This window comes from Rhodococcus mengyinensis (genome assembly GCF_048381435.1).
Taxonomy (GTDB): domain Bacteria; phylum Actinomycetota; class Actinomycetes; order Mycobacteriales; family Mycobacteriaceae; genus Rhodococcus_F; species Rhodococcus_F opacus_D.
The window spans coordinates 12,681-31,214 of the sequence record NZ_JBLWIT010000062.1 but is presented as its reverse complement, the minus strand read 5'-3'; the positions used below and the strand labels follow the sequence as shown (position 1 = coordinate 31,214).

Here is an 18,534-nt window from a genome sequence, read left to right as displayed (position 1 = left end):
GGTAGCCTCGCGGAGTGGCCGACAACCCTGACGCGCACGACGTCCGCGACGCGGGTGAGACGGGATTCGTCTCGCCCGCGCCGCTGGCGAAGGATCGGCGTTCCGCGGATTGGCGGGACCTTCCCGGGCGCACCGACCCGCTGACCGCCGACCTCTCCGGGGTGATCGGTGGTCCGGTCGGACGGCATGCGGTCGTCGGGCGCAGCCGGTTCTTCACGCCGATGCGCGCCATTCTGTTGCTGGCGATCGTGTTTCTCGCGCTCGGCTGGTTCGCGAAGGCGCCGTGCATTCAGCAGGCGTCGGTCGGCGAGAACGGCGCGCTCGGGCTCGACTGGAGTGGCAGCCGGCAGTACGTCGCCATGTGCTACTCGGACACGGTCCCGCTGTACGGGGCGGAACGGCTGAACGAGGGCGCCTTCCCTTACAAGAAGTGGTGGGAGGAAGACGCCGGCAACGGCCAGACCCAGCGCCGCTACATGGAGTACCCGGTGATCTCCGGGCTCTACCAGTACGGCGCGATGACGATCGCGAAGTCGTGGGATGCGGTGCACTGGCTGCCCGGTGCGCTGCAGGTAGCGATCTATTTCAACGTCGTCGCGTTCGGTCTGGCGCTGGCGTGGCTGGTCACCGTCTGGGCGAGTGCGCTGCTGGCCGGACGGCGCATCTGGGACGCCGCGCTGATCGCAGTGTCCCCGCTGGTGATCGTGCACGTGTTCACGAATTTCGATCCCCTCGCAACGGCTTTCGCTACGGGTGGGCTGCTGGCGTGGTCGCGGAAACGGCCGGTTCTCGCCGGAATCCTGCTCGGGCTCGGTGGTGCCGCCAAGCTGTATCCGCTGCTGCTCCTCGGACCTCTGCTGGTGCTGTGCCTGCGCACGGGCAGGGTCCGTGAGTGGTCGGTGACGGCGCTGACCGGTATCGGCGCGTGGCTGGCGGTCAATCTGCCGATCGCCCTGCTGTTCCCACGCGGATGGGCCGAATTCTTCCGGCTCAACTCCGAACGCGGCGCCGACCCGGACTCCGTCTACAACGTCATCTCGTCGTTCACGGGCTGGACCGGATTCGACGGGATCCTGTCGGCCGGTCAGGCGCCCACCGTGCTCAACGCGGTGTCGTTCCTGCTGTTCGCTCTCGTGTGTGTCGGGATCGGGTACATCGCGCTGACGGCGCCGCGACGGCCGCGGCTGACCCAATTGTGTTTCCTGCTGGTCGCGGGGTTCCTCCTCACCAACAAGGTGTGGAGCCCGCAGTATTCGCTGTGGCTCGTCCCGCTGGCCGTCCTCGCGTTCCCGCACCGGCGGATCCTGCTGGCCTGGATGACGATCGACGCGCTGGTGTGGGTGCCGCGGATGTTCTACTACCTCGGCGTGTCCAACAAGGGACTCCCCGAGCAGTGGTTCACCGCCGCGGTGGTGGTCCGCGACATTGCGGTCGTGGTCATCTGCGCGCTGATCATCCGCCAGATCTACCGGCCCGGCGAGGACCTCGTGCGATACGGCTTCATCGACGATCCGGCGGGCGGCGTGCTCGACCAGGCGCCCGATGCGCAGCCGCGGTGGCTGCCCGCCTGGCTACGGCCGCGGCCGCCGGTAGAATCGGCTCCCGCTCACAGCGTTTAGGGCTTCGACAGCACCAGCGCCGCCCCGACCGCGAACACCGCGATCGACAGGCCGAGGGCGATGGCGCGGATCGACCACTGTCGGGCGTCGGCGGCGGCGCGCACCGAAAGGTCGTATTCGCCCCGCTCCCACAGTCGGTGGACGGTGAGCGAGCGCAGCAGTGCGACGATGCCGAACGGCACGAACGCGATGATCGCAACAATGGCGAGCGGCAGACTGCTGGCGGGCGGCGGTGCCAGCGGCCCGCTGTGGTCCGCCGAGGTGTCCTGCTGCTGCGACGTCATGCGTTGCCTCCCCGTGGTGGAGCCCACGACCGTGGGCGACGAGGTGGAGTATAGACCGTCGAGATTCCCGACTGTGCAGTGCCTTTCGCGCGGCGGGCGGTTGCGGTCCGGTTATCGGCCGGTCTCCACGGCGGGCGGATGTGCCCGGGCAGCGACCCACGCCGCCACCTGCGTGCGGGAGCTGACGGCCAGCTTGTCGAAGATGTGCTCGACGTGTCCGTCGACGGTGCGCCGCGAGATCACCAACGACTCGGCTATCTGCCGATTGCTGAGGCCCTGGGCGAGCAGGCCGGCGATTTCCTGTTCCCGTTTGGTGAGCGGTGACGCCTCGGCGCGAGGTGTCCTGTGCTCGGTGGGGGTTCCCAGTGCGAGGTCGACGGCCTCCTCGATCGTGAGCCGGACCGCAGGCGTTGCGAGCTGGGCGAACTCGTCCGGTCCCACGATGCGGGCCGCGGTGCGCTCCGACGAGAGGGAGTCGTCGGTGATGTGCGGGCCGAACGCCGCGACGGACGTGCCCAGCCGATGCCACACACCCTTCGCGGCGCCGCACAGCCTCGCCGCCGCGTTCGCGTCACCGCTCGACGTGGCCACCCACGACAGCACCTCGATCGACAGGGCCGTGCAGATCTTGTCCTTGAAGTCGCGTTGGATCCGCAATGCTTGCTGGGCGGCATCGACGGCATCGTCGCACCGGCCCAGGTGAAAGTACGCAACGCTCGAAACCCACAGGGCGTAGGCCTTGTTCCACTTCTCGCCGTGCACGTCCGCCACCGCGATCACGTCGCGGCACGTCTCGAGGGCGTCGTCGAGTCGGCCGTCGTAGGTCTGCGCCATGCCCATCTCGAACGATGCGGTCAGCACCGAGGCCGTGTCGCCGACGGCGCGGTGAACGGCGATGGCATCACGGAACAGTCCGATGGCGTCGTCGGGGCGGCCGGAGAACACTGCGTGGATCCCCGCCCAGTGGTCGGCGTGCGCGCGCAGTCGTTCGTCACCGAGCGCGGTCGCGATCGCCGTGCACTCGTCGAGGTGCTCGCGCGCGGCGTCGCGGTCGCCCTGGATCAGCGCGGTCCACGCGGTCACCCACAGCACGTCGCCCCGTTCCCGGGTGGGTTCGGTGAGCCGTAGCAGTATCCGCTCGAGCCGGGTCCTCCCGTCGGACAGGTTGCCGCCCGCGATCCAGTGGTACCGCAGCGAGACGGCCAGTTCCGCGGCCGCCGCCCGCTGCGAGTCGTCGTGCAGGGCCCAGTCCAGGGCGGCCACGAGGTTGGGGTGGTCGATCCGCAGTTCCGCGAGGATCTCGGATTGTCCTGGCCCGCACCAGTCGAGCGACGACCGGCGGGCACGCTCCGAATAATGCTCGAGATGTCGCCGGTACAGCTCGTCGCGCTCCCCGCTCAGCTCGAGGAGCTCGTGCCCGTACTCCCGCACCGTCATCAGCTGCGAGTAGCGGAGACGCTCGGTCGAACGGTCCACGGTGACAAGACATTTTCCGACGAGGCGGTCGAGGACGTCGATGACCGGCGAGTCCGACAACGCACCGAACCCGCTGATGGCTTCCGCAGCTTCGAGATCGAAGCTTCCGGGGAACACGGCGAGCCGCGACCACAGCAGCCGCTCGGTGTCCGAGCACAGTTCGTAACTCCAGTCGATGAGGGCGCGCAACGTCTGCTGGCGGGGCATCGCCGCCCGGTCACCGCCGGTGAGGAGTGCGAAACGCTGGTCGAGTCGTTCGACGAGCTGCGACGCGGACAGCGACCGCAGCCGGGCCGCGGCGAGTTCGATGGCGAGCGGGATCCCGTCGAGCTGATTGCACAGCTGCGCGATGGCGGGGGCGTTCGCGTCGGTGAGGCGGAAGTCGGCGACGACGCCCTGCGCGCGCTCGACGAGCAACGACACCGATTCGAACGGGGCGATGTCCGCGGCGCGGCAGTCCTCGATGTCACCCGGAGTGCTCAGTGGCGGAAGGAGGTACGTGAATTCGCCGGCGATCCCGAGCGGTTCGCGACTCGTGGTGAGGATCCGGACCTCCGGCGCCGAGGCGAGGACGGCACCGACGAATTCGCTTGCCGCGGACAGTAGGTGCTCGCAGTTGTCGAGGACGACCAGCATGTGCCGGGACTGCAGTTGGTCGATCACCTTGTCCATCACCGCACGGCTCGACTGGTCGGTGACGCCGAGGGCGGCCGCGGCCGCGGAGGGCAGCGCGGCGGGATCGCGGACGGGCGCGAGGTCGATCCACCGGACGGAATCGCGGAAGGCACGCGCGGAGCGGACCGCGAGTTCCTCGGCCAGCCGCGTCTTGCCCACGCCGCCGGCACCGAGCAGCGACACGAGCCGGGATTGCTGCAGTCGTGCGCGGGCTTCCTCGATCTCGCGGCGCCGGCCGACGAAGCTGGTCATCGACCTCGTGAGTTCTCTCGAGCGAGTCAGTGGATTTCTCCCGTGTCCGGTTGGCCAGGTGTGGAACGAAACCTACCCCCATCGAATGTGACGGACAACACAGGTAGCCGAGGGGGTGTTTTACCCGGTGTGGGGGTGATGTGACGTGGGTCATTGTCGTTGGCATACCCCGGTTGCCCGCTCGACTCCGGCCGGAACCCATCGCCTCGAGGAGCTCAACACCATGTCAAAGCCCATTTCTTCTGCCGACGTCGATGTCGTCGTCGTGGGTGCCGGATTCGCCGGCCTCTACGCGCTGCGCAAGCTGCGCGACACGATGAAGCTGTCGACGCGGGTGTTCGAAGCCGGCTCGGACGTCGGCGGCACCTGGTTCTGGAACCGGTACCCCGGTGCCCGCTGCGACATCGAGAGCGTCCACTACTCGTACTCGTTCGACGAGGACCTGCAGCAGGAATGGCAGTGGAGTGAGAAGTTCGCCGGACAGCCGGAGATCCTCCGCTACCTCGAACACGTCGCCGACCGCTTCGACCTGCGCAAAGACATCACGTTCGACACCCGCGTGGTCGGCGTGCACTGGGACGACGAGAACTCCGTGTGGACGGTCCGCACCGACGACGGCGCCGTCGTTCGCAGCCGGTACTTCATCTCGGGGGCAGGCAACCTGTCCGTGCCGAAGACACCGGAGTTCGGCGGTATCGACAACTTCCGCGGCGAGGTGCTGCTCACTGGAAACTGGCCGCGTGAAGGCGCCGACTTCACCGGCAAGCGGGTGGCCGTGATCGGCACCGGGGCCAGCGGCATTCAGGTCATCCCGTTCATTGCCGAGGACGCGGCCGAACTGGTGGTCTTCCAGCGCACCCCCAACTTCGCGACCCCCCTCGGCAACGGTCCGATCGACCCGAACGAGGTGGCGAATATCAAGAGCAACTACGCGGACGTGCGGACCGCGGCCCGCAACCACTTCCTCGGCGTCCCGTTCACTCGAGTGCAGCCGTCCGCGCTCGCCGTCGACGCCGAGGAGCGCCGCCGCACGTTCGACGAGCGCTGGAACGCCGGCGGGTTCCGGTTGTTCATCGACTCCTACCAGGACATCCTGTTCGACAAGAAGGCCAACGACACGATCGCCGACTACATCCGCGACCGGATCCACGAGCGCGTGCAGGACCCGGCGAAGGCCGCGACGCTGGCGCCGACGGGCTACGCGTACGGCACCAAGCGTCCCCCGCTCGAGACCAACTACTACGAGGCGTTCAACCGCGACTCGGTCAGCGTCGTCGACGTGAAGTCCACGCCGATCGACGAGATCACCGAAACCGGAGTCCGGGTCGGTGACCGCACCTACGAGGTCGACACCATCGTCCTCGCAACCGGATTCGACGCGATGACCGGTCCGCTGATGGCCATGGACATTCGCGGTCGCGGCGGTCTGCCGCTGGCCGAGAAGTGGGAGCACGGACCCAAGACCTACCTCGGCATCATGGTTAACGAGTTCCCGAACCTGTTCCTCATCACCGGACCGCAGTCGCCGTCGGTGCTCTACAACATGCCCCTCGCAATCGAGGACCACGTCGACTTCGCGACCGACGCGATCGATTACCTGGACCGCCGCGACCTCGACGTCATCGAGCCCACCGCGCAGGCCGAAAGCGATTGGGGTGCCTTGACCAACGACATCGCCAACCAGACCCTGCTGCCGGAGACGAACTCGTGGTACATGGGCGCGAACATTCCCGGCAAGCCTCGTGCCTGCATGGTCTACCTCGGCGGCGCCCCCACCTACCGGGCGACGTGTGACGAGGTGGTGGCAGGCGGCTACTCCGGTTTTGCACTCACCCGGGCGGAGGCCCACGTGGCCTCCACCGTGTCCTGACCCCGAACCCCCTACGAAGGAGACCGACATGGCACTCGACGCACACGCAGCAGAATTGATCGCCGGACTACAGGCGCAGGGGCTGAAGGCTTTCGAGCACAGCACCGTGGAGGAGGCGCGGGCGGTGGTGGCGACGTTCACCGGACTGCAGGCGCCGCCCGAACCCGTCGCCCGGGTGGAAGAAGCGCACTACGAGAGCGGCGGAGCGCAGATCGCGCTGCGGGTCTACGTGCCGGAGGGCCGGGCGCCGCACCCGGTCGTTCTGTACTTCCACGGCGGCGGGTTCGTCGCCGGCGACATCGACGTCGTCGACGAACCGGCGCGGGCGGTCGCGAACGGCGCGGGCGTGATCGTCGTCGCCGCGACGTACCGCCGCGCCCCGGAACACCGGTTCCCGGCCGCCGCCGACGACGCGGCCGCCGCCCTGCAGTGGGTGGCCGACAACGTCGAAAGTTACGGCGGTGACCCCGGCAACGTCGTCGTCATGGGTGACAGCGCGGGCGGCAACCTGGCCGCCGTCACCGCGCTGCGGGCCCGGGACGAGGGCGGACCGCGCCTGCGGGGGCAGGTGCTGATCTACCCGGTGATCGATCCGAACGCGGACCTCCCGTCCAAGACGGAGTTCGCCGAGGGGTACGTGATCGGCGCCGGGGACCTCGACTGGTTCTGGAGCAACTACCTGTCCTCCCCCGAGGATGCGAAGCACCCGTATGCGGTTCCGAGTCGCGCCGGCGGTCTCGAGGGGTTGCCGCCGGCCCTCGTGCTCACCACCGAGAACGAGGTGGCCCGCGACGAGGCGGAGGCGTACGCCGAGTCGTTGCGGCAGGCGGGGGTCGACACCGAGGCGATCCGCTTCGACGGGCTGATGCACGGCGCGTTCTGGATGTCCGGGGCGGTTCCGCGCAGTGCCGAAATGCGCTCGGCGGTAGTCGAGTTCGTGAAGAGGGTGACAGCCACCGCACCCGTCGCGTGACGTGACGTGACGTGACCCGACCGTGTCAGCCCTCGACTCGTGCCTCGAGTCGGGGGCAGATGCGCGGCCACTCCTCGTCGATCATCGAGAACAGTGCGGTGTTGCGCCACGTTCCGTCGCGGCGACGTCGGTGCTTGCGAAGGATTCCCTCGAACTCGGCCCCCAGCTTCGCGATGGCGCCGCGGGAGTGGGCGTTGCGTTCGTCGGTGTGCCATTCGACGCGGACCGCGCCGAGGTCTTCGAACGCCCGCCGAAGCAACAGCAGTTTCGCCTCCGGATTGATGAGCGTGCTTCGGGTCGATCAGATACAGCGACGTCGAGCCGACGATCCGCTCGGTGGTGATGTCGATCTGCGCGTACGCGAGGCGGGTCGGATCCTCGTCGGCGGTGCGGACGAACGCCACCGCGTCGTCGCGATCGGCGATGGCGGCGGACGTCCAGTGGAAGATGCGGGGGTCGTCGGCGGCGTCCAGCAGGCCGTCGACGTGGTCCTCGCCCAGCGGTTCGAGTCGGACGTGCCGTCCGGTCAGTGTGGGGTGCGCGAACCAGGATTCGCTCATCGCACCGGCTCGGGAGATTTCAGCACCGGCCGCCGGCCGGATTCGGGACCGGTGCGCCCGCGGACGGGCGGATGTCGTTGGGCGGCGCGCAGGAACACGAAGAACAGCACCACCAGCAGTCCCGCGCGGCCCCAGACCCCGAACTTCACGAGAACCTCGAACGTCGACGCGTCGGTCTGGGCGGCGAGCGCGCCGAAGTATTTGAAGACGCCGATCCCCATCGACAGGTCGGCCACCAGATACGCCGCGACGAGCCCCCACGGGACGCGCAGCAGGACGAAGAACGGGATGAGCCACAACGTGTACTGCGGCGAATGCACCTTGTGCAGCAGCAGGAATCCGCAGAGCATGGCGGCGCTGACGGCGATCCACGGGTAAGCGCCGTCGCGTTGGAACCGCAGCCAGCCGAGACGCAGGGCGATCGCGAACGCCGCGCACACGAGGAGCGGCGACAGCAGGCTCACCGTCTGGTCGTACGCGGGGAGCGGGACGTCGTCGGCGACCGGACCGAACAGCGGCCGCAGGCCCCAGTACCAGATGGAGTTGGTGGTGAGGTCGGCCTGACGGTTCTCCTGGAACGTGAACGACGCCCGCCACCCGCTGTAGGAGATGAGGGCGAACGGCAGGTTCACCGCCACGACGGTGGTGATCGCGGCCACCGCGACCATCACCGCGCCGCGCACGTCGTAACGCCGCCCGGCGGTGCCGTTCCGAGTGAGGACGTAGGCGATCAGCGGAAGCACGAACGCACCCGGATACACCTTCAGGCAGAAGCCGACGGCGAGGAGCACCGCCGCGAGGACAGCACGGGCGCGGAGGGGGATCCGTTCGAGTGTCATGACGAAGATCGCGGCCACCGACGTCGCGACCACGGGCAGTTCCCAGTTGTGGAAGGCATACAGCACCAGCGGCGGAGTGGCCGACCACAGCAGCGCCCACCAGCCGGCCAGCCGTCCCAGCATCCACGCCGTGAGCAGGCCGAACGGGGCGAGGATCAGCGCCGAGTGCAGCAGGAAGTCGGCGTCGGTGTGTGAACCGATGCCGCCGAGCCACATCAGCACACCGCTCAGCACCGGGTACTCCACGGTGCCGCCGGTGAGGATGCCGTCGGCGTTGATTCCCCCGGTGACGTACGGAAAAACGTGCAGGTTGACGTCGCGTCCGAGCCACAGGAACTGGATATCGGAGTAGCAGACCTGTGTGTCCTTGATGCGGTCGAAGATCAGGCTTCGCCCGACGCCGTCGAACGGAGCCCCGGCGCACCGCGCCTTCTGCAGGTAGCCGGCGAGCATGGAGAGGCCCGCCAACCCGACGACGAGCGCCGTGATCGGCGACCGCTGCCGAGCTCCGATATGCATGAATCCACATTAGGGTGCGCGGGCCTCCACGTGCGAAGCGGAAACGCCGCGGGTGCGGAGGTCAGTCGCTCGGCCGGCGCAGGGCGTCGGGTCTGTGGACGGCGTCCCGCCCGCTCTTGTCGCTGACGACGCGGTACTGCGGGTCGTCCTCGGACGCCCGCACCGTGCGGCCCGCCGCCTCGGTGTCCTCGGTGATCTTCTCCTCGACCGTCCCCGACGTGGTGGTGCCGTGGGTGTTCCACTCCACCTCGTCGCCCTGTCGGAATTTCTTGTCCTCTGCCATCGTGTCGGCGTACCCCGCGGTTCCCGGTGTCACACCGGCTTGCCTGATTTCGCTGGTCAGGGGCTCGTCGTGTAACCTGCAAAGGTTGCTGACGCAACGACCCTCCTGCCACGGACAGTCCGTGGCCGTTTTCACTAGTCCATAGGAGGTGATGAGGTCTTATGCGTCATTACGAATTGATGGTCATCCTTGACCCCAGCCTGGACGAGCGCACTGTTGCTCCTTCGCTGGATACGTTCCTCAATGTTGTTCGCCAGGACGGCGGCAAGATCGACAAGGTCGATGTCTGGGGTAAGCGTCGTCTCGCCTACGAGATCCTGAAGCACAGCGAAGGTATCTACGCGGTGATCGACATCAGCGCTACTCCCGCCACCGTCGCAGAGCTCGACCGTCAGCTCGGTCTGAACGAGTCGGTGCTGCGTACGAAGGTTCTGCGCCACAACAAGTGATTTCTGTCGGTCACCAGCCCTAGGCTCGTGCCCAACCGAACTCCACATTCTGCAGGAGGAACCATATGGCAGGCGACACCGTCATCACCGTCATCGGAAACTTGACGGCTGATCCGGAGCTTCGATTCACCCCCGCGGGTGCCGCGGTCGCGAACTTCACTGTCGCGTCCACGCCCCGCACCTTCGACCGTCAGACCAATGAATGGAAAGACGGCGAAGCACTGTTTCTGCGTTGCAACATCTGGCGCGAGGCAGCCGAGAACGTCGCGGAGAGCTTGACCCGTGGCTCGCGAGTGATCGTGAGCGGCCGGCTCAAGCAGCGTTCGTACGAAACTCGTGAAGGTGAAAAGCGCACTGTCGTCGAGCTCGAGGTCGACGAGATCGGCCCCTCGCTGAGGTACGCCACGGCCAAGGTCAACAAGGCCAACCGTGGTGGCGGCAGCGGCGGTGGCTTCGGTTCCTCCGGCGGATCGGGCGGCGGACGTCCGCAATCCAACACCGGCGGAGATGATCCGTGGGGCAGCGCGCCGCAGGCGTCCGGCTCCTTCGGAGGCTCTGGTGGCGGGAGCGACGAACCCCCGTTCTGATCCGTACCTGATCGGAACATCCAGAAAAGAGCAAACTAATGCCGAAGCCGCCCTTGCGCGACAAGGTAATGAAGAAGAAGATCTGCATCTTCTGCAAAGAGAAGAACACGCAGATCAACTACAAGGACACGACGCTTCTGCGTAAGTACGTCAGCGACCGCGGCAAGATCCGCGCGCGCCGTGTCACCGGCAACTGCGTCCAGCACCAGCGCGACGTTGCCATTGCCGTCAAGAACTCACGTGAGGTGGCGCTGCTGCCTTACGCCACCGTGGCTCGCTAAGGAAAGGGAGGAAAGACATGAAGCTCATCCTCACCGCTGACGTGGACAACCTCGGTGCGCCTGGCGACACCGTCGAGGTCAAGGACGGCTACGGCCGCAACTACCTGCTGCCCCGCGGCCTGGCCATCGTCGCCACCCGTGGCGCCGAGAAGCAGGTCGAGGGCATCCGTCGCGCGCAGGAAGCTCGCGCCGTGCGCGGACTCGACCACGCCAAGGAGCTCAAGGACGCCATCGAGGGCCTCGAGAACATCTCGCTGTCGGTCAAGACCGCGGGTGACTCGGGCAAGCTCTTCGGTTCGGTTACCGCCGCCGATGTCGCCGGTGCCATCAAGGCCGCCGGTGGACCCGTCGTCGACAAGCGCAACCTGGAGCTGCCGAAGGCTCACATCAAGGCGACCGGCAAGCACGCCATCGTCGTGAACCTGCACCCCGACGTGGTTGCGAAGTTCCACCTGAACGTCGTCGGCGCCTAGTCGACTCGTTTATTCACAGACCCCCCGGACGCCTCGGCGTGTGGGGGGTCTGTGCTTGTCGATTCCGGCTCGCAGCCGCCCTCTCGAGCCCGTTTTCACTGGTGTGAAGCACGCAGAGGAGCGGCTTCCAGCTGTGTCTGGAAGTTAGCCGCCCCGCCGACGATCTGTGAGGTGAATCATATTGCCACGCAGGGGCGACCAACTCAACACGCCCGAGTCGTCAACGCGAAAGACACGCCGAACGGGTTTTCATCCACAGTGGTGAGAAACCAAAAAACGGCTCTGATCTGGGTTTTTGGGATTGTGATGTGCACTTATCCTCAGGTTATCCCCATGGGGTTAACAAACGTACCCAGCAGTTTCCACAATTTGTCCCCAGCTGTGTACACAGGCTGGTTTGAACACCGGGTAGCTAATCCCTAACGTCGTCCCGGCGTGTCTCGCGATCACGACGGCGACTGCCGCGAAGAGCCTGCGAAGGTTGTCGGTAGGGGCGAGTAGAAAGAGTTCGGGGCACCAACACCGGGAAGCATTTCCCGGGGTGGCGCAACAGTGATGGGGAAGGTCGGTCGAGTGGCTGTAGTAGACGATCGGGGCCGTTCCGAATACCCGGGTCCGCCTGACGCGGAGCCCGGCGAAGAGTTCGGCCGGCAGCCACCTCAGGACATGGCGGCGGAGCAGTCGGTGCTCGGCGGCATGCTCCTCAGCAAGGACGCCATCGCGGACGTGCTCGAGGTGCTCCGTCCCGGCGACTTCTACCGTCCCGCGCATCAGTCGGTGTACGACGTGATCCTGGACCTCTACAGCCGCGGTGAGCCCGCCGACCCGGTCACGGTGTCCGCGGAGCTGGATCGCCGTGGCGAGCTCCGTCGGATCGGTGGAGCGCCCTACCTGGTGACGCTCACCCAGACCGTCCCCACCGCCGCCAACGCCGGCTACTACGCCGAGATCGTGGCGGAGAAGGCCATCCTGCGTCGCCTCGTCGACGCCGGCACCCGCATCGTCCAGTACGGCTACACCGGCGCCGACGGTCAGGACGTCGCCGAGGTCGTCGACCGCGCGCAGGCCGAGATCTTCGAGGTCACCGAACGCCGCACCACCGAGGACTTCGTCCCCCTCGAGGAGCTCCTGCAGCCCACGATGGACGAGATCGACTCCATCGCCAGCCGCGGCGGCATCTCCCTCGGTGTGCCCACCGGCTTCGTCGAACTCGACGAGATCACCAACGGCCTCCACCCCGGCCAGATGATCATCGTCGCGGCCCGACCCGGTGTGGGTAAGTCCACACTCGGAATGGATTTTTTGCGCTCGTGCTCCGTGAAGCACGGCATGGCCAGCGTCATGTTCTCGCTCGAGATGAGCAAGACCGAGATCGTCATGCGTCTGCTGTCGGCGGAGGCGAAGATCAAGCTCGGTGACATGCGCTCCGGCAAGATGACCGACGACGACTGGACGAAGCTCGCTCGACGTATGAGTGAGATCAGTGAAGCGCCGCTGTTCATCGACGACTCTCCCAACCTCACGATGATGGAGATCCGCGCAAAAGCCCGGCGGCTCAAGCAGAAACACGACATCAAGCTCATCGTGATCGACTACCTGCAGCTGATGAGCTCGGGTAAGAAGGTCGAGTCACGTCAGCAGGAAGTCTCCGAGTTCTCCCGTAGCCTCAAGCTTTTGGCGAAGGAACTCGAGGTTCCCGTGGTCGCGATCTGCCAGCTGAATCGTGGTCCCGAACAGCGACAGGACAAGCGCCCCCAGGTCGCCGACCTTCGTGAGTCGGGATCGCTCGAGCAGGACGCCGACATGGTGATCCTGCTCTATCGCCCCGACGCCACCGAACGCGACGACCCCCGCGGCGGCGAGGCCGACCTCATCCTCGGCAAGCACCGTAACGGCCCGACAGCGACAATCACCGTGGCGCACCAGCTTCACCTGTCCAAGTTCGTCGACATGGCGCGGGGCTAGTACCGCCGCCGTCGACGAAACAGCAGCAGCTTGCCTGATTGCTGCCGCCGCCGCTCCCTCCTCCTACACTCGGCCTGTTGCCTGACGGCTACCGCTCGGGCAACTCGTCGGTCGTCAGACCTGCGAGATGGCCGGCTTCTCGTCCCACCGGACGTTTCGGCGACCGGCTTGTCGGCCCGACGAAACGCTTCCATATGATGAGTGCGTCGGGCGCGCCGGTGTCCGCGAGTCGCGAAACCGGGTCCGGTGATCCAGGTCACCGCTGGTGGAACGGTGTGCGCTCGCCGGCATCCCACCTAAGGACACGCCACATGAGCCGGGAAGGCAGACAAGCGCAGTGAGCACAGTGGAACTGGCCCAGTGGAACTCAGAGGAAGCTCTCGCGGAGGCGATGATCCCGATCATCGGCGGCCTGCACCGCCGACGCTCGGTGACCATTCTGCTTCACAGTCGCTCCCTGGTGAACAAGTCGGTCATCAGTATCCTGCGGACCCATCGTTTCGCCCGGCAGATCAGCGGCGATGAACTGTCGGTCGAGGAGACGTTCCCCTTCCTCGAAGCGCTGACTCACCTCAATCTTCGGCCCTCGAAGATCGACCTCGGACTGCTGGTGATGGCCTATCGCGCCAACGGTGACGGAGCATCGGTCCCAGAGTTCGTTGCACGGAGCCTCGCCGACCTGGTCGGCGGCGCCGAGACGAGTCCCGCGCAGCCGCAGGACGTGATCCTGTACGGATTCGGGCGTATCGGTCGCCTCGTCACTCGACTGCTTATCGAGAAGGCCGGCTCGGGCAATGGGCTGAACCTGCGTGCCGTGGTGGTCCGCAAGGGTGGCAGCGACGATCTGACCAAGCGCGCATCGTTGCTGCGCCGTGACTCCGTCCACGGGCAGTTCAACGGCACGATCAAGGTCGACACCGACAACAACACGCTGATCGCCAACGGCAACGTCATCAAGTTCATTTACAGCAACGACCCGGAGAGCCTCGACTACACCGAGCATGGCATCGACAACGCCATCCTGATCGACAACACCGGAATCTGGCGCGACCGCGACGGACTGTCGAAGCACCTCCGCCCCGGAGTCGCGAAGGTGGTGCTCACCGCGCCCGGCAAGGGAGACGTCCCGAACATCGTCCACGGCGTCAATCACCGCGACCTCGACCCGAACGAGCAGATCGTGTCGTGCGCGTCCTGCACCACCAATGCCATCGTCCCGCCGCTGAAGACCATGGACGACGAATTCGGTGTGTCTCGAGGCCACGTCGAGACCGTGCACTCGTTCACCAACGACCAGAACCTCTTGGACAACTACCACAAGGCCGACCGTCGTGGTCGTTCGGCGCCGTTCAACCTCGTGCTCACCGAGACGGGCGCCGCGTCGGCGGTCGCCAAGGCGCTCCCCGAGCTGAAGGCCAAGATCACTGGCAACTCGATCCGCGTTCCCACTCCGGACGTATCCGTCGCCATCCTCCACCTTCAGCTGGGTCGTGAGACCACCAGGGAGGAGGTGCTCGAGCATCTCAGCCAGGAGTCGCTCACCGGAGCGCTGAGCCGGAACCTCGACTACACCGCTGCAACCGATGCCGTGTCCAGTGACTTCATCGGTTCGCGCGCCGCGTGCATCGTCGACGCGAACGCGACGATCGTCGACGGCGACACCGCCATCCTCTACGTCTGGTATGACAACGAGTTCGGATACTCGTGCCAGGTGGTGCGCACTGTCCAGTACCTGTCCGGTGTGGAGTACCCCATCTACCCCGCGGTCGACGCCGCTGATGCGATGTCCGTGGGCTGACCGGCGGCACCGTAGGTTCGCGACGCCCGGGCCGAGCAGTGGCTGCTCTCCCGGGCGTCGTCGCGTATTCGGTGGGCCTCGCCGCTGAAAGCTCATCGTTCGTATGGTTCCCGACGTTGAAATTTTCCGGCACCGATGGCCCGTCGATGGATCGTAGCGGGGGAATCAACCCCTCCGGATCGTTCGGGTCCGGAATTTACGAGCTGACGTTCGTCGATCTGCCGGGTGAGAGCTGCGCAAGTTCGACCGGCTCCGCCCTGTCGTCTTGCTGGGTGCCGCTTTAGGTCACGGCTCGATAGAAGCTGCGCGAGACGTAGCTTGGTGCGTCTTTGGCCAGAAGCGCACTCAGTTCGGATTTAAGTGTGCGGGCGTGGTGGGCCTCCGGGAAGTCTGCGGTCGCGAGTGCCAGCAGATCGACGACGTGCAGCGCTTCCTGAACCTGTCCGGCGTCACGCAGTCGGTGTGCCTGGTCGAGCACGGCCTGCTTGTCGGTGATCGCTGCCGCGCGTGCGTTGGCGGCGATGTCGGGCCGGGCGGGGTGTAGGTGGGTCGGGTTGCCGTCCCACCACCCGGTTTCCGAGCGGACGATGTCCCGCACGATGAAGTCCCGATGTCCGTAGGCTTGTTTCATCCACGGGACGTCGAACCGTTCGGTCGGGTAGTCGATATCGTGCACGATGTCGTCGACGCCCATTCCCTTGTTGAGGCGTTCCACGACGGCTCTGCGCAGCCAGCGAAGTGCCGCCGCGGTGGCGGCCAGCTGCTCTGCGCCGACGTCGTGGATGACTGATCCGAACTCGGGGATCAGGACGGCAGGATTGAGGGCGGCAAGACTGTCGAGGGTGTTCGCCCACCGCACGGCGTCCCGCATGGTGCGCATGGGCGTGCCGATGTTCGGGATGCTGTCGATGACTGCGGCGCTCCCGTAGAGGATCCGTTCATGGGGCAACCACACGGCGGTGACATCGTCCGTCTCCGAAGGCGCCCACAATAGCCGCACCTGACGGCTCGGGCCGCCGAGTGTCATTGCATCCCGGTAGGTTTGGTCGGGGAACGTCAGGGTCGGCACTGGCGCGAACTCTTCGATGGGCCGACGGAACTGGCGGGAGTTGATGTGGTTCTGGAGTCCGGCGGTCTCGATGTAGCGCTGGTAGCGGCGAACGACATTCTCGTGGGCGATGATCGTCGGGCGGGGTTCTCCGCGCCTCTCGGCTTCGGCCAGGAACCCTGGCACACCGTAGTTGTAGCCGAGGTGGCCGTGGCTGTAGACGATCCAGCGGACTGTCTGGTCGGTGTGTTCGCGGAGTTGTGCGAGTGCCTGAGGAACCACGGATGGACTCGGTCCGGAGTCGACGACGAGCAATCCCTCATCGGTTTCTACGGCCAAGCTATTTCCCTGTAGGCCCATCGTAAAGATTCCTGGGGCCACAACGGTGATTTCGGTGCCGCCGAACAGCGGGTTGTTGTCGACTTCCGCTACGGGCATCGGTGTCTCCTTCCAGTGTGTGCTTCGAATTGTGTTTCGAGACTGCGGCTATCGGGCAAAGGCTGCGGTCGCGGCAGCGGCGACTGTGGCCGTGACGAGTAGCGCTATCAGACCGGCATGGTGTCCGGTCATTCCCTGAGTCCCCCGCCGCAGCGAACGGCCTCGCCGGTGGCTGACGTACGTGATCGAGAGCAGCAGCACCGCCATTGGTACCAAGCTGAGCGAAGCAGCGCGGTCACCGTGGACGGTGGGAATGTGGAGGAGCGCCACCGTCGCCGCCGCGGCGGAGAGTGTGGTTCTCCGCCAGGCCAATGCCGTGCGATCTGGTTGTAGTCCCGGATCCCGGTCGGCGGACCCGATCACGACCACAATGCCGCTCCGGCGGCGAGGAGCGTGAGGATCCCCAGACCGAGAGCGAGAGCGGGCACGAGGACGGAGCCCGGAAGTGGCAGGTTCCGCCTGATGGCCGACTGCGCGGCCCTCCAGCGCAGATACGCGCCGGAGGCGAGGACGGCAGCTAGCCCGAAACACACCATCGTGATCGTCATCTGCAGTGCCCCGGAGGGCAAAGCAAGTAACTGATGGGCAGCCACACCCGCAGCCAGGAGCGCCATAGCAGTGCGGATCCAGGCAAGGTAGGTGCGTTCGTTCGCCAGTGTGTACCGGTAGTCCGGTTCCTCATCCACCGAACCTGAGTCCGCTGATGGACGGGGATTGTCTGAGGTCAGAATGCCCATCGCGCGCGGCCGGCTGTTTTGGCTTTCAGTTCGGTCGCGTGGTCGCTGCCGTCGAGGAAGGCCCGCGATTCCGCCACCGCCCATCCGTAGACCCCTTTCGCCATGGTGGAGGTGGCGCCTTGTTCCAGCTGGCCGAAGATGTCGACGCGGGCCTGATGTGAGTCGCGGCTCTGCGGATCGGCGTCGGTGGCCATCTGGGCGAAGTGCCCCGCCAGCCGGTGTTCGCCTCGTGCCAGTAGGGCGCGGGCCCGCTCGGCCAGTTGGGCGGCGCCGCCGCCGAGGTCCGCGACCTCGCGGGCGAGGTCGGTGCGGGGGGCGGACTTGAGGTTGGCGGGGTTGCCGTCGTACCAGCCGCCGTAGAGGCGCCAGACGTTGCGAATGACGAACTCCGGTTCGTCGTAGGAGGGTGCGAGGTAGGGCTTGCGGAGCAGTTCCGCGGGGGCGGTAACAGTGTGCACGACCTCGTCGAGGGTCGCTCCGGCGTTCATCATCTCGAGGGTGCGGCCGTGCAGGATTTCCAGGAGTTCGGCGGCGTCGGTGAGGGTGGTGCGGATTCGGTCGGCGCCGAGGATCGGGAGCCCGTGTCCGGGGAGCAGGATTTCGGCGCCCAGGTCGGCCATCCACCGCAGGGTTTGGGCCCATTCATGTGCGAAGCGCTGCACCTTCTGCGGATTTCCGGCGTTGGGGCTGGCCCAGATGAAGAAATCCCCACAGCACAGGATCTTGCGGTCGGGGATCCAGGCGATCGCGGCGTCATCGGTCTCGCCGCGGGCGTGGTGGAGGTGCACCTGCAGGTCGTCGATGGCGAGGGTGGTCTGGTCGGTGAAGGTGGCGTCGGGGTATCGGTATTCGTCCGGCCACATCAGGTTCGGTGCCTGGAATTGGCGTTGGTTGATGATGCCGTTGTAGCCGCGGGTTTCCTTGTAGCGGTCGAACCTGCTGATGACGTTTTCGTGTGCGAGGACCGTGGGGCGGGTCCAGCCGCGCTCGCGCGCTTCGGTGTCGAAGGGGTCCATGCCGAAGACGTGGTCGACGTGTCCGTGCGAGTAGACGGCCGTGTGCACCGGTTGCTCGGAGATTCGCCGGGTGGCTGCGAACAGGTCTTCGGCGGTGCGGCGGTCGCCGGTGTCGTACACGAAAAGACCCGCCTTGGTGGGAAATACGTAGACGTTGCCGAACGCCGGCCACATGTATGCGCCCTCCGCGATGTAGTGCATTCCCTCCTTCCGGAGGTCTCCGTGGTGGTAGGCGTTCTGGTTGGCTTCGCCCTTCCAGACCTTGTCGGCGTAGTCGATGATGTCCGTCATGTGGCGCTCTCCTCGGCGTGGGTATCGGACCGCGACGCTGCGATCCGTGCGCCTCATTCTGTGCACCGGACATCAGCCGAACAATCGTCTGCGCGCACACC

At 66.3% G+C, this 18,534-nt stretch carries 17 protein-coding genes and 1 pseudogene; 9 read left to right on the top strand and 9 right to left on the bottom strand.

The genetic code is table 11. From position 1 onward, the window contains the following. Positions 1 to 14 precede the first annotated feature (14 nt). On the top strand, positions 15 to 1,619 hold the full coding sequence (locus ACNJ7E_RS12860; protein ID WP_418340054.1) for a glycosyltransferase family 87 protein: 1,605 nt from the start codon (positions 15 to 17) through the stop codon (positions 1,617 to 1,619). On the opposite strand, the gene ACNJ7E_RS12855 is transcribed toward ACNJ7E_RS12860, so the two are convergent. Then, a complete protein-coding gene (locus ACNJ7E_RS12855; RefSeq protein WP_009476441.1) occupies positions 1,616 to 1,903 on the bottom strand; it encodes a CD225/dispanin family protein in 288 nt (95 codons plus the stop codon). The genes ACNJ7E_RS12860 and ACNJ7E_RS12855 overlap by 4 nt on opposite strands. A gap of 111 nt (positions 1,904 to 2,014) precedes the next feature. Next, on the bottom strand, positions 2,015 to 4,306 hold the full coding sequence (locus ACNJ7E_RS12850; RefSeq protein WP_280779354.1) for an ATP-binding protein: 2,292 nt from the start codon (positions 4,304 to 4,306) through the stop codon (positions 2,015 to 2,017). 223 nt (positions 4,307 to 4,529) lie between these two features. On the opposite strand from ACNJ7E_RS12850, the gene ACNJ7E_RS12845 reads away from it, so the two are divergent. Then, entirely contained in the window at positions 4,530 to 6,176 is a 1,647-nt protein-coding gene (locus tag ACNJ7E_RS12845; protein ID WP_418340053.1) for a flavin-containing monooxygenase, read from the top strand. A gap of 28 nt (positions 6,177 to 6,204) precedes the next feature. After that, on the top strand, positions 6,205 to 7,149 hold the full coding sequence (locus ACNJ7E_RS12840; protein ID WP_283352210.1) for an alpha/beta hydrolase: 945 nt from the start codon (positions 6,205 to 6,207) through the stop codon (positions 7,147 to 7,149). A 25-nt stretch (positions 7,150 to 7,174) separates the two neighbouring features. Here ACNJ7E_RS12840 and ACNJ7E_RS12835 read toward each other — a convergent pair. From ACNJ7E_RS12835 to ACNJ7E_RS12825, 3 genes and pseudogenes are all read right to left on the bottom strand, one after another. Beyond that, positions 7,175 to 7,709: pseudogene (locus ACNJ7E_RS12835) on the bottom strand (GNAT family N-acetyltransferase). Then, positions 7,706 to 9,067, bottom strand: a complete 1,362-nt coding sequence (locus ACNJ7E_RS12830) for a glycosyltransferase 87 family protein (protein ID WP_009476436.1) — start codon at positions 9,065 to 9,067, stop codon at positions 7,706 to 7,708. Before ACNJ7E_RS12830 ends, ACNJ7E_RS12835 begins: the two are co-directional and overlap by 4 nt. 61 nt (positions 9,068 to 9,128) lie before the next feature. Beyond that, on the bottom strand, positions 9,129 to 9,350 hold the full coding sequence (locus ACNJ7E_RS12825) for a hypervirulence associated TUDOR domain-containing protein (protein WP_280779753.1): 222 nt from the start codon (positions 9,348 to 9,350) through the stop codon (positions 9,129 to 9,131). A 161-nt stretch (positions 9,351 to 9,511) separates the two neighbouring features. On the opposite strand from ACNJ7E_RS12825, the gene rpsF reads away from it, so the two are divergent. The 6 genes from rpsF to ACNJ7E_RS12795 all read left to right on the top strand — a co-directional run bounded on the left by rpsF (position 9,512) and on the right by ACNJ7E_RS12795 (position 14,903). Further along, a complete protein-coding gene (rpsF, locus tag ACNJ7E_RS12820; RefSeq protein WP_005249677.1) occupies positions 9,512 to 9,799 on the top strand; it encodes a 30S ribosomal protein S6 in 288 nt (95 codons plus the stop codon). Between the two features lie 65 nt (positions 9,800 to 9,864). Continuing rightward, positions 9,865 to 10,386: a single-stranded DNA-binding protein gene (locus ACNJ7E_RS12815; protein ID WP_005249678.1), complete on the top strand. Its 522-nt coding sequence runs from the start codon at positions 9,865 to 9,867 to the stop codon at positions 10,384 to 10,386. A gap of 38 nt (positions 10,387 to 10,424) precedes the next feature. After that, positions 10,425 to 10,667 carry a 30S ribosomal protein S18 gene (gene rpsR, locus ACNJ7E_RS12810; RefSeq protein WP_005249686.1) on the top strand — a complete coding sequence of 81 codons (243 nt, stop codon included), beginning with the start codon at positions 10,425 to 10,427 and terminating at the stop codon, positions 10,665 to 10,667. A 17-nt stretch (positions 10,668 to 10,684) separates the two neighbouring features. Then, on the top strand, positions 10,685 to 11,140 hold the full coding sequence (gene rplI / locus ACNJ7E_RS12805; RefSeq protein WP_009476433.1) for a 50S ribosomal protein L9: 456 nt from the start codon (positions 10,685 to 10,687) through the stop codon (positions 11,138 to 11,140). A gap of 573 nt (positions 11,141 to 11,713) precedes the next feature. Continuing rightward, complete coding sequence (gene dnaB, locus ACNJ7E_RS12800; protein WP_029539771.1) at positions 11,714 to 13,105, top strand: replicative DNA helicase; 1,392 nt, start codon at positions 11,714 to 11,716, stop codon at positions 13,103 to 13,105. A 337-nt stretch (positions 13,106 to 13,442) separates the two neighbouring features. Next, the gene (locus ACNJ7E_RS12795) at positions 13,443 to 14,903 is read left to right on the top strand and encodes a glyceraldehyde-3-phosphate dehydrogenase (protein WP_280779359.1); all 1,461 of its coding nucleotides are present in this window, start codon (positions 13,443 to 13,445) and stop codon (positions 14,901 to 14,903) included. Positions 14,904 to 15,183: 280 nt separating this feature from the next. Here ACNJ7E_RS12795 and ACNJ7E_RS12790 read toward each other — a convergent pair whose 3' ends face one another. The 4 genes from ACNJ7E_RS12790 to ACNJ7E_RS12775 are packed head-to-tail and all read right to left on the bottom strand — an operon-like array spanning position 15,184 to position 18,433. Further along, on the bottom strand, positions 15,184 to 16,389 hold the full coding sequence (locus ACNJ7E_RS12790) for an alkyl sulfatase dimerization domain-containing protein (RefSeq protein WP_418340052.1): 1,206 nt from the start codon (positions 16,387 to 16,389) through the stop codon (positions 15,184 to 15,186). A gap of 48 nt (positions 16,390 to 16,437) precedes the next feature. Continuing rightward, complete coding sequence (locus tag ACNJ7E_RS12785; RefSeq protein WP_418340051.1) at positions 16,438 to 16,752, bottom strand: DUF202 domain-containing protein; 315 nt, start codon at positions 16,750 to 16,752, stop codon at positions 16,438 to 16,440. Further along, positions 16,749 to 17,126: a YidH family protein gene (locus ACNJ7E_RS12780; RefSeq protein WP_280779362.1), complete on the bottom strand. Its 378-nt coding sequence runs from the start codon at positions 17,124 to 17,126 to the stop codon at positions 16,749 to 16,751. Before ACNJ7E_RS12780 ends, ACNJ7E_RS12785 begins: the two co-directional genes overlap by 4 nt. After that, the gene (locus ACNJ7E_RS12775) at positions 17,114 to 18,433 is read right to left on the bottom strand and encodes an alkyl sulfatase dimerization domain-containing protein (protein WP_283333277.1); all 1,320 of its coding nucleotides are present in this window, start codon (positions 18,431 to 18,433) and stop codon (positions 17,114 to 17,116) included. The genes ACNJ7E_RS12780 and ACNJ7E_RS12775 overlap by 13 nt, the downstream gene beginning before the upstream one ends. Positions 18,434 to 18,534: the final 101 nt, after the last annotated feature.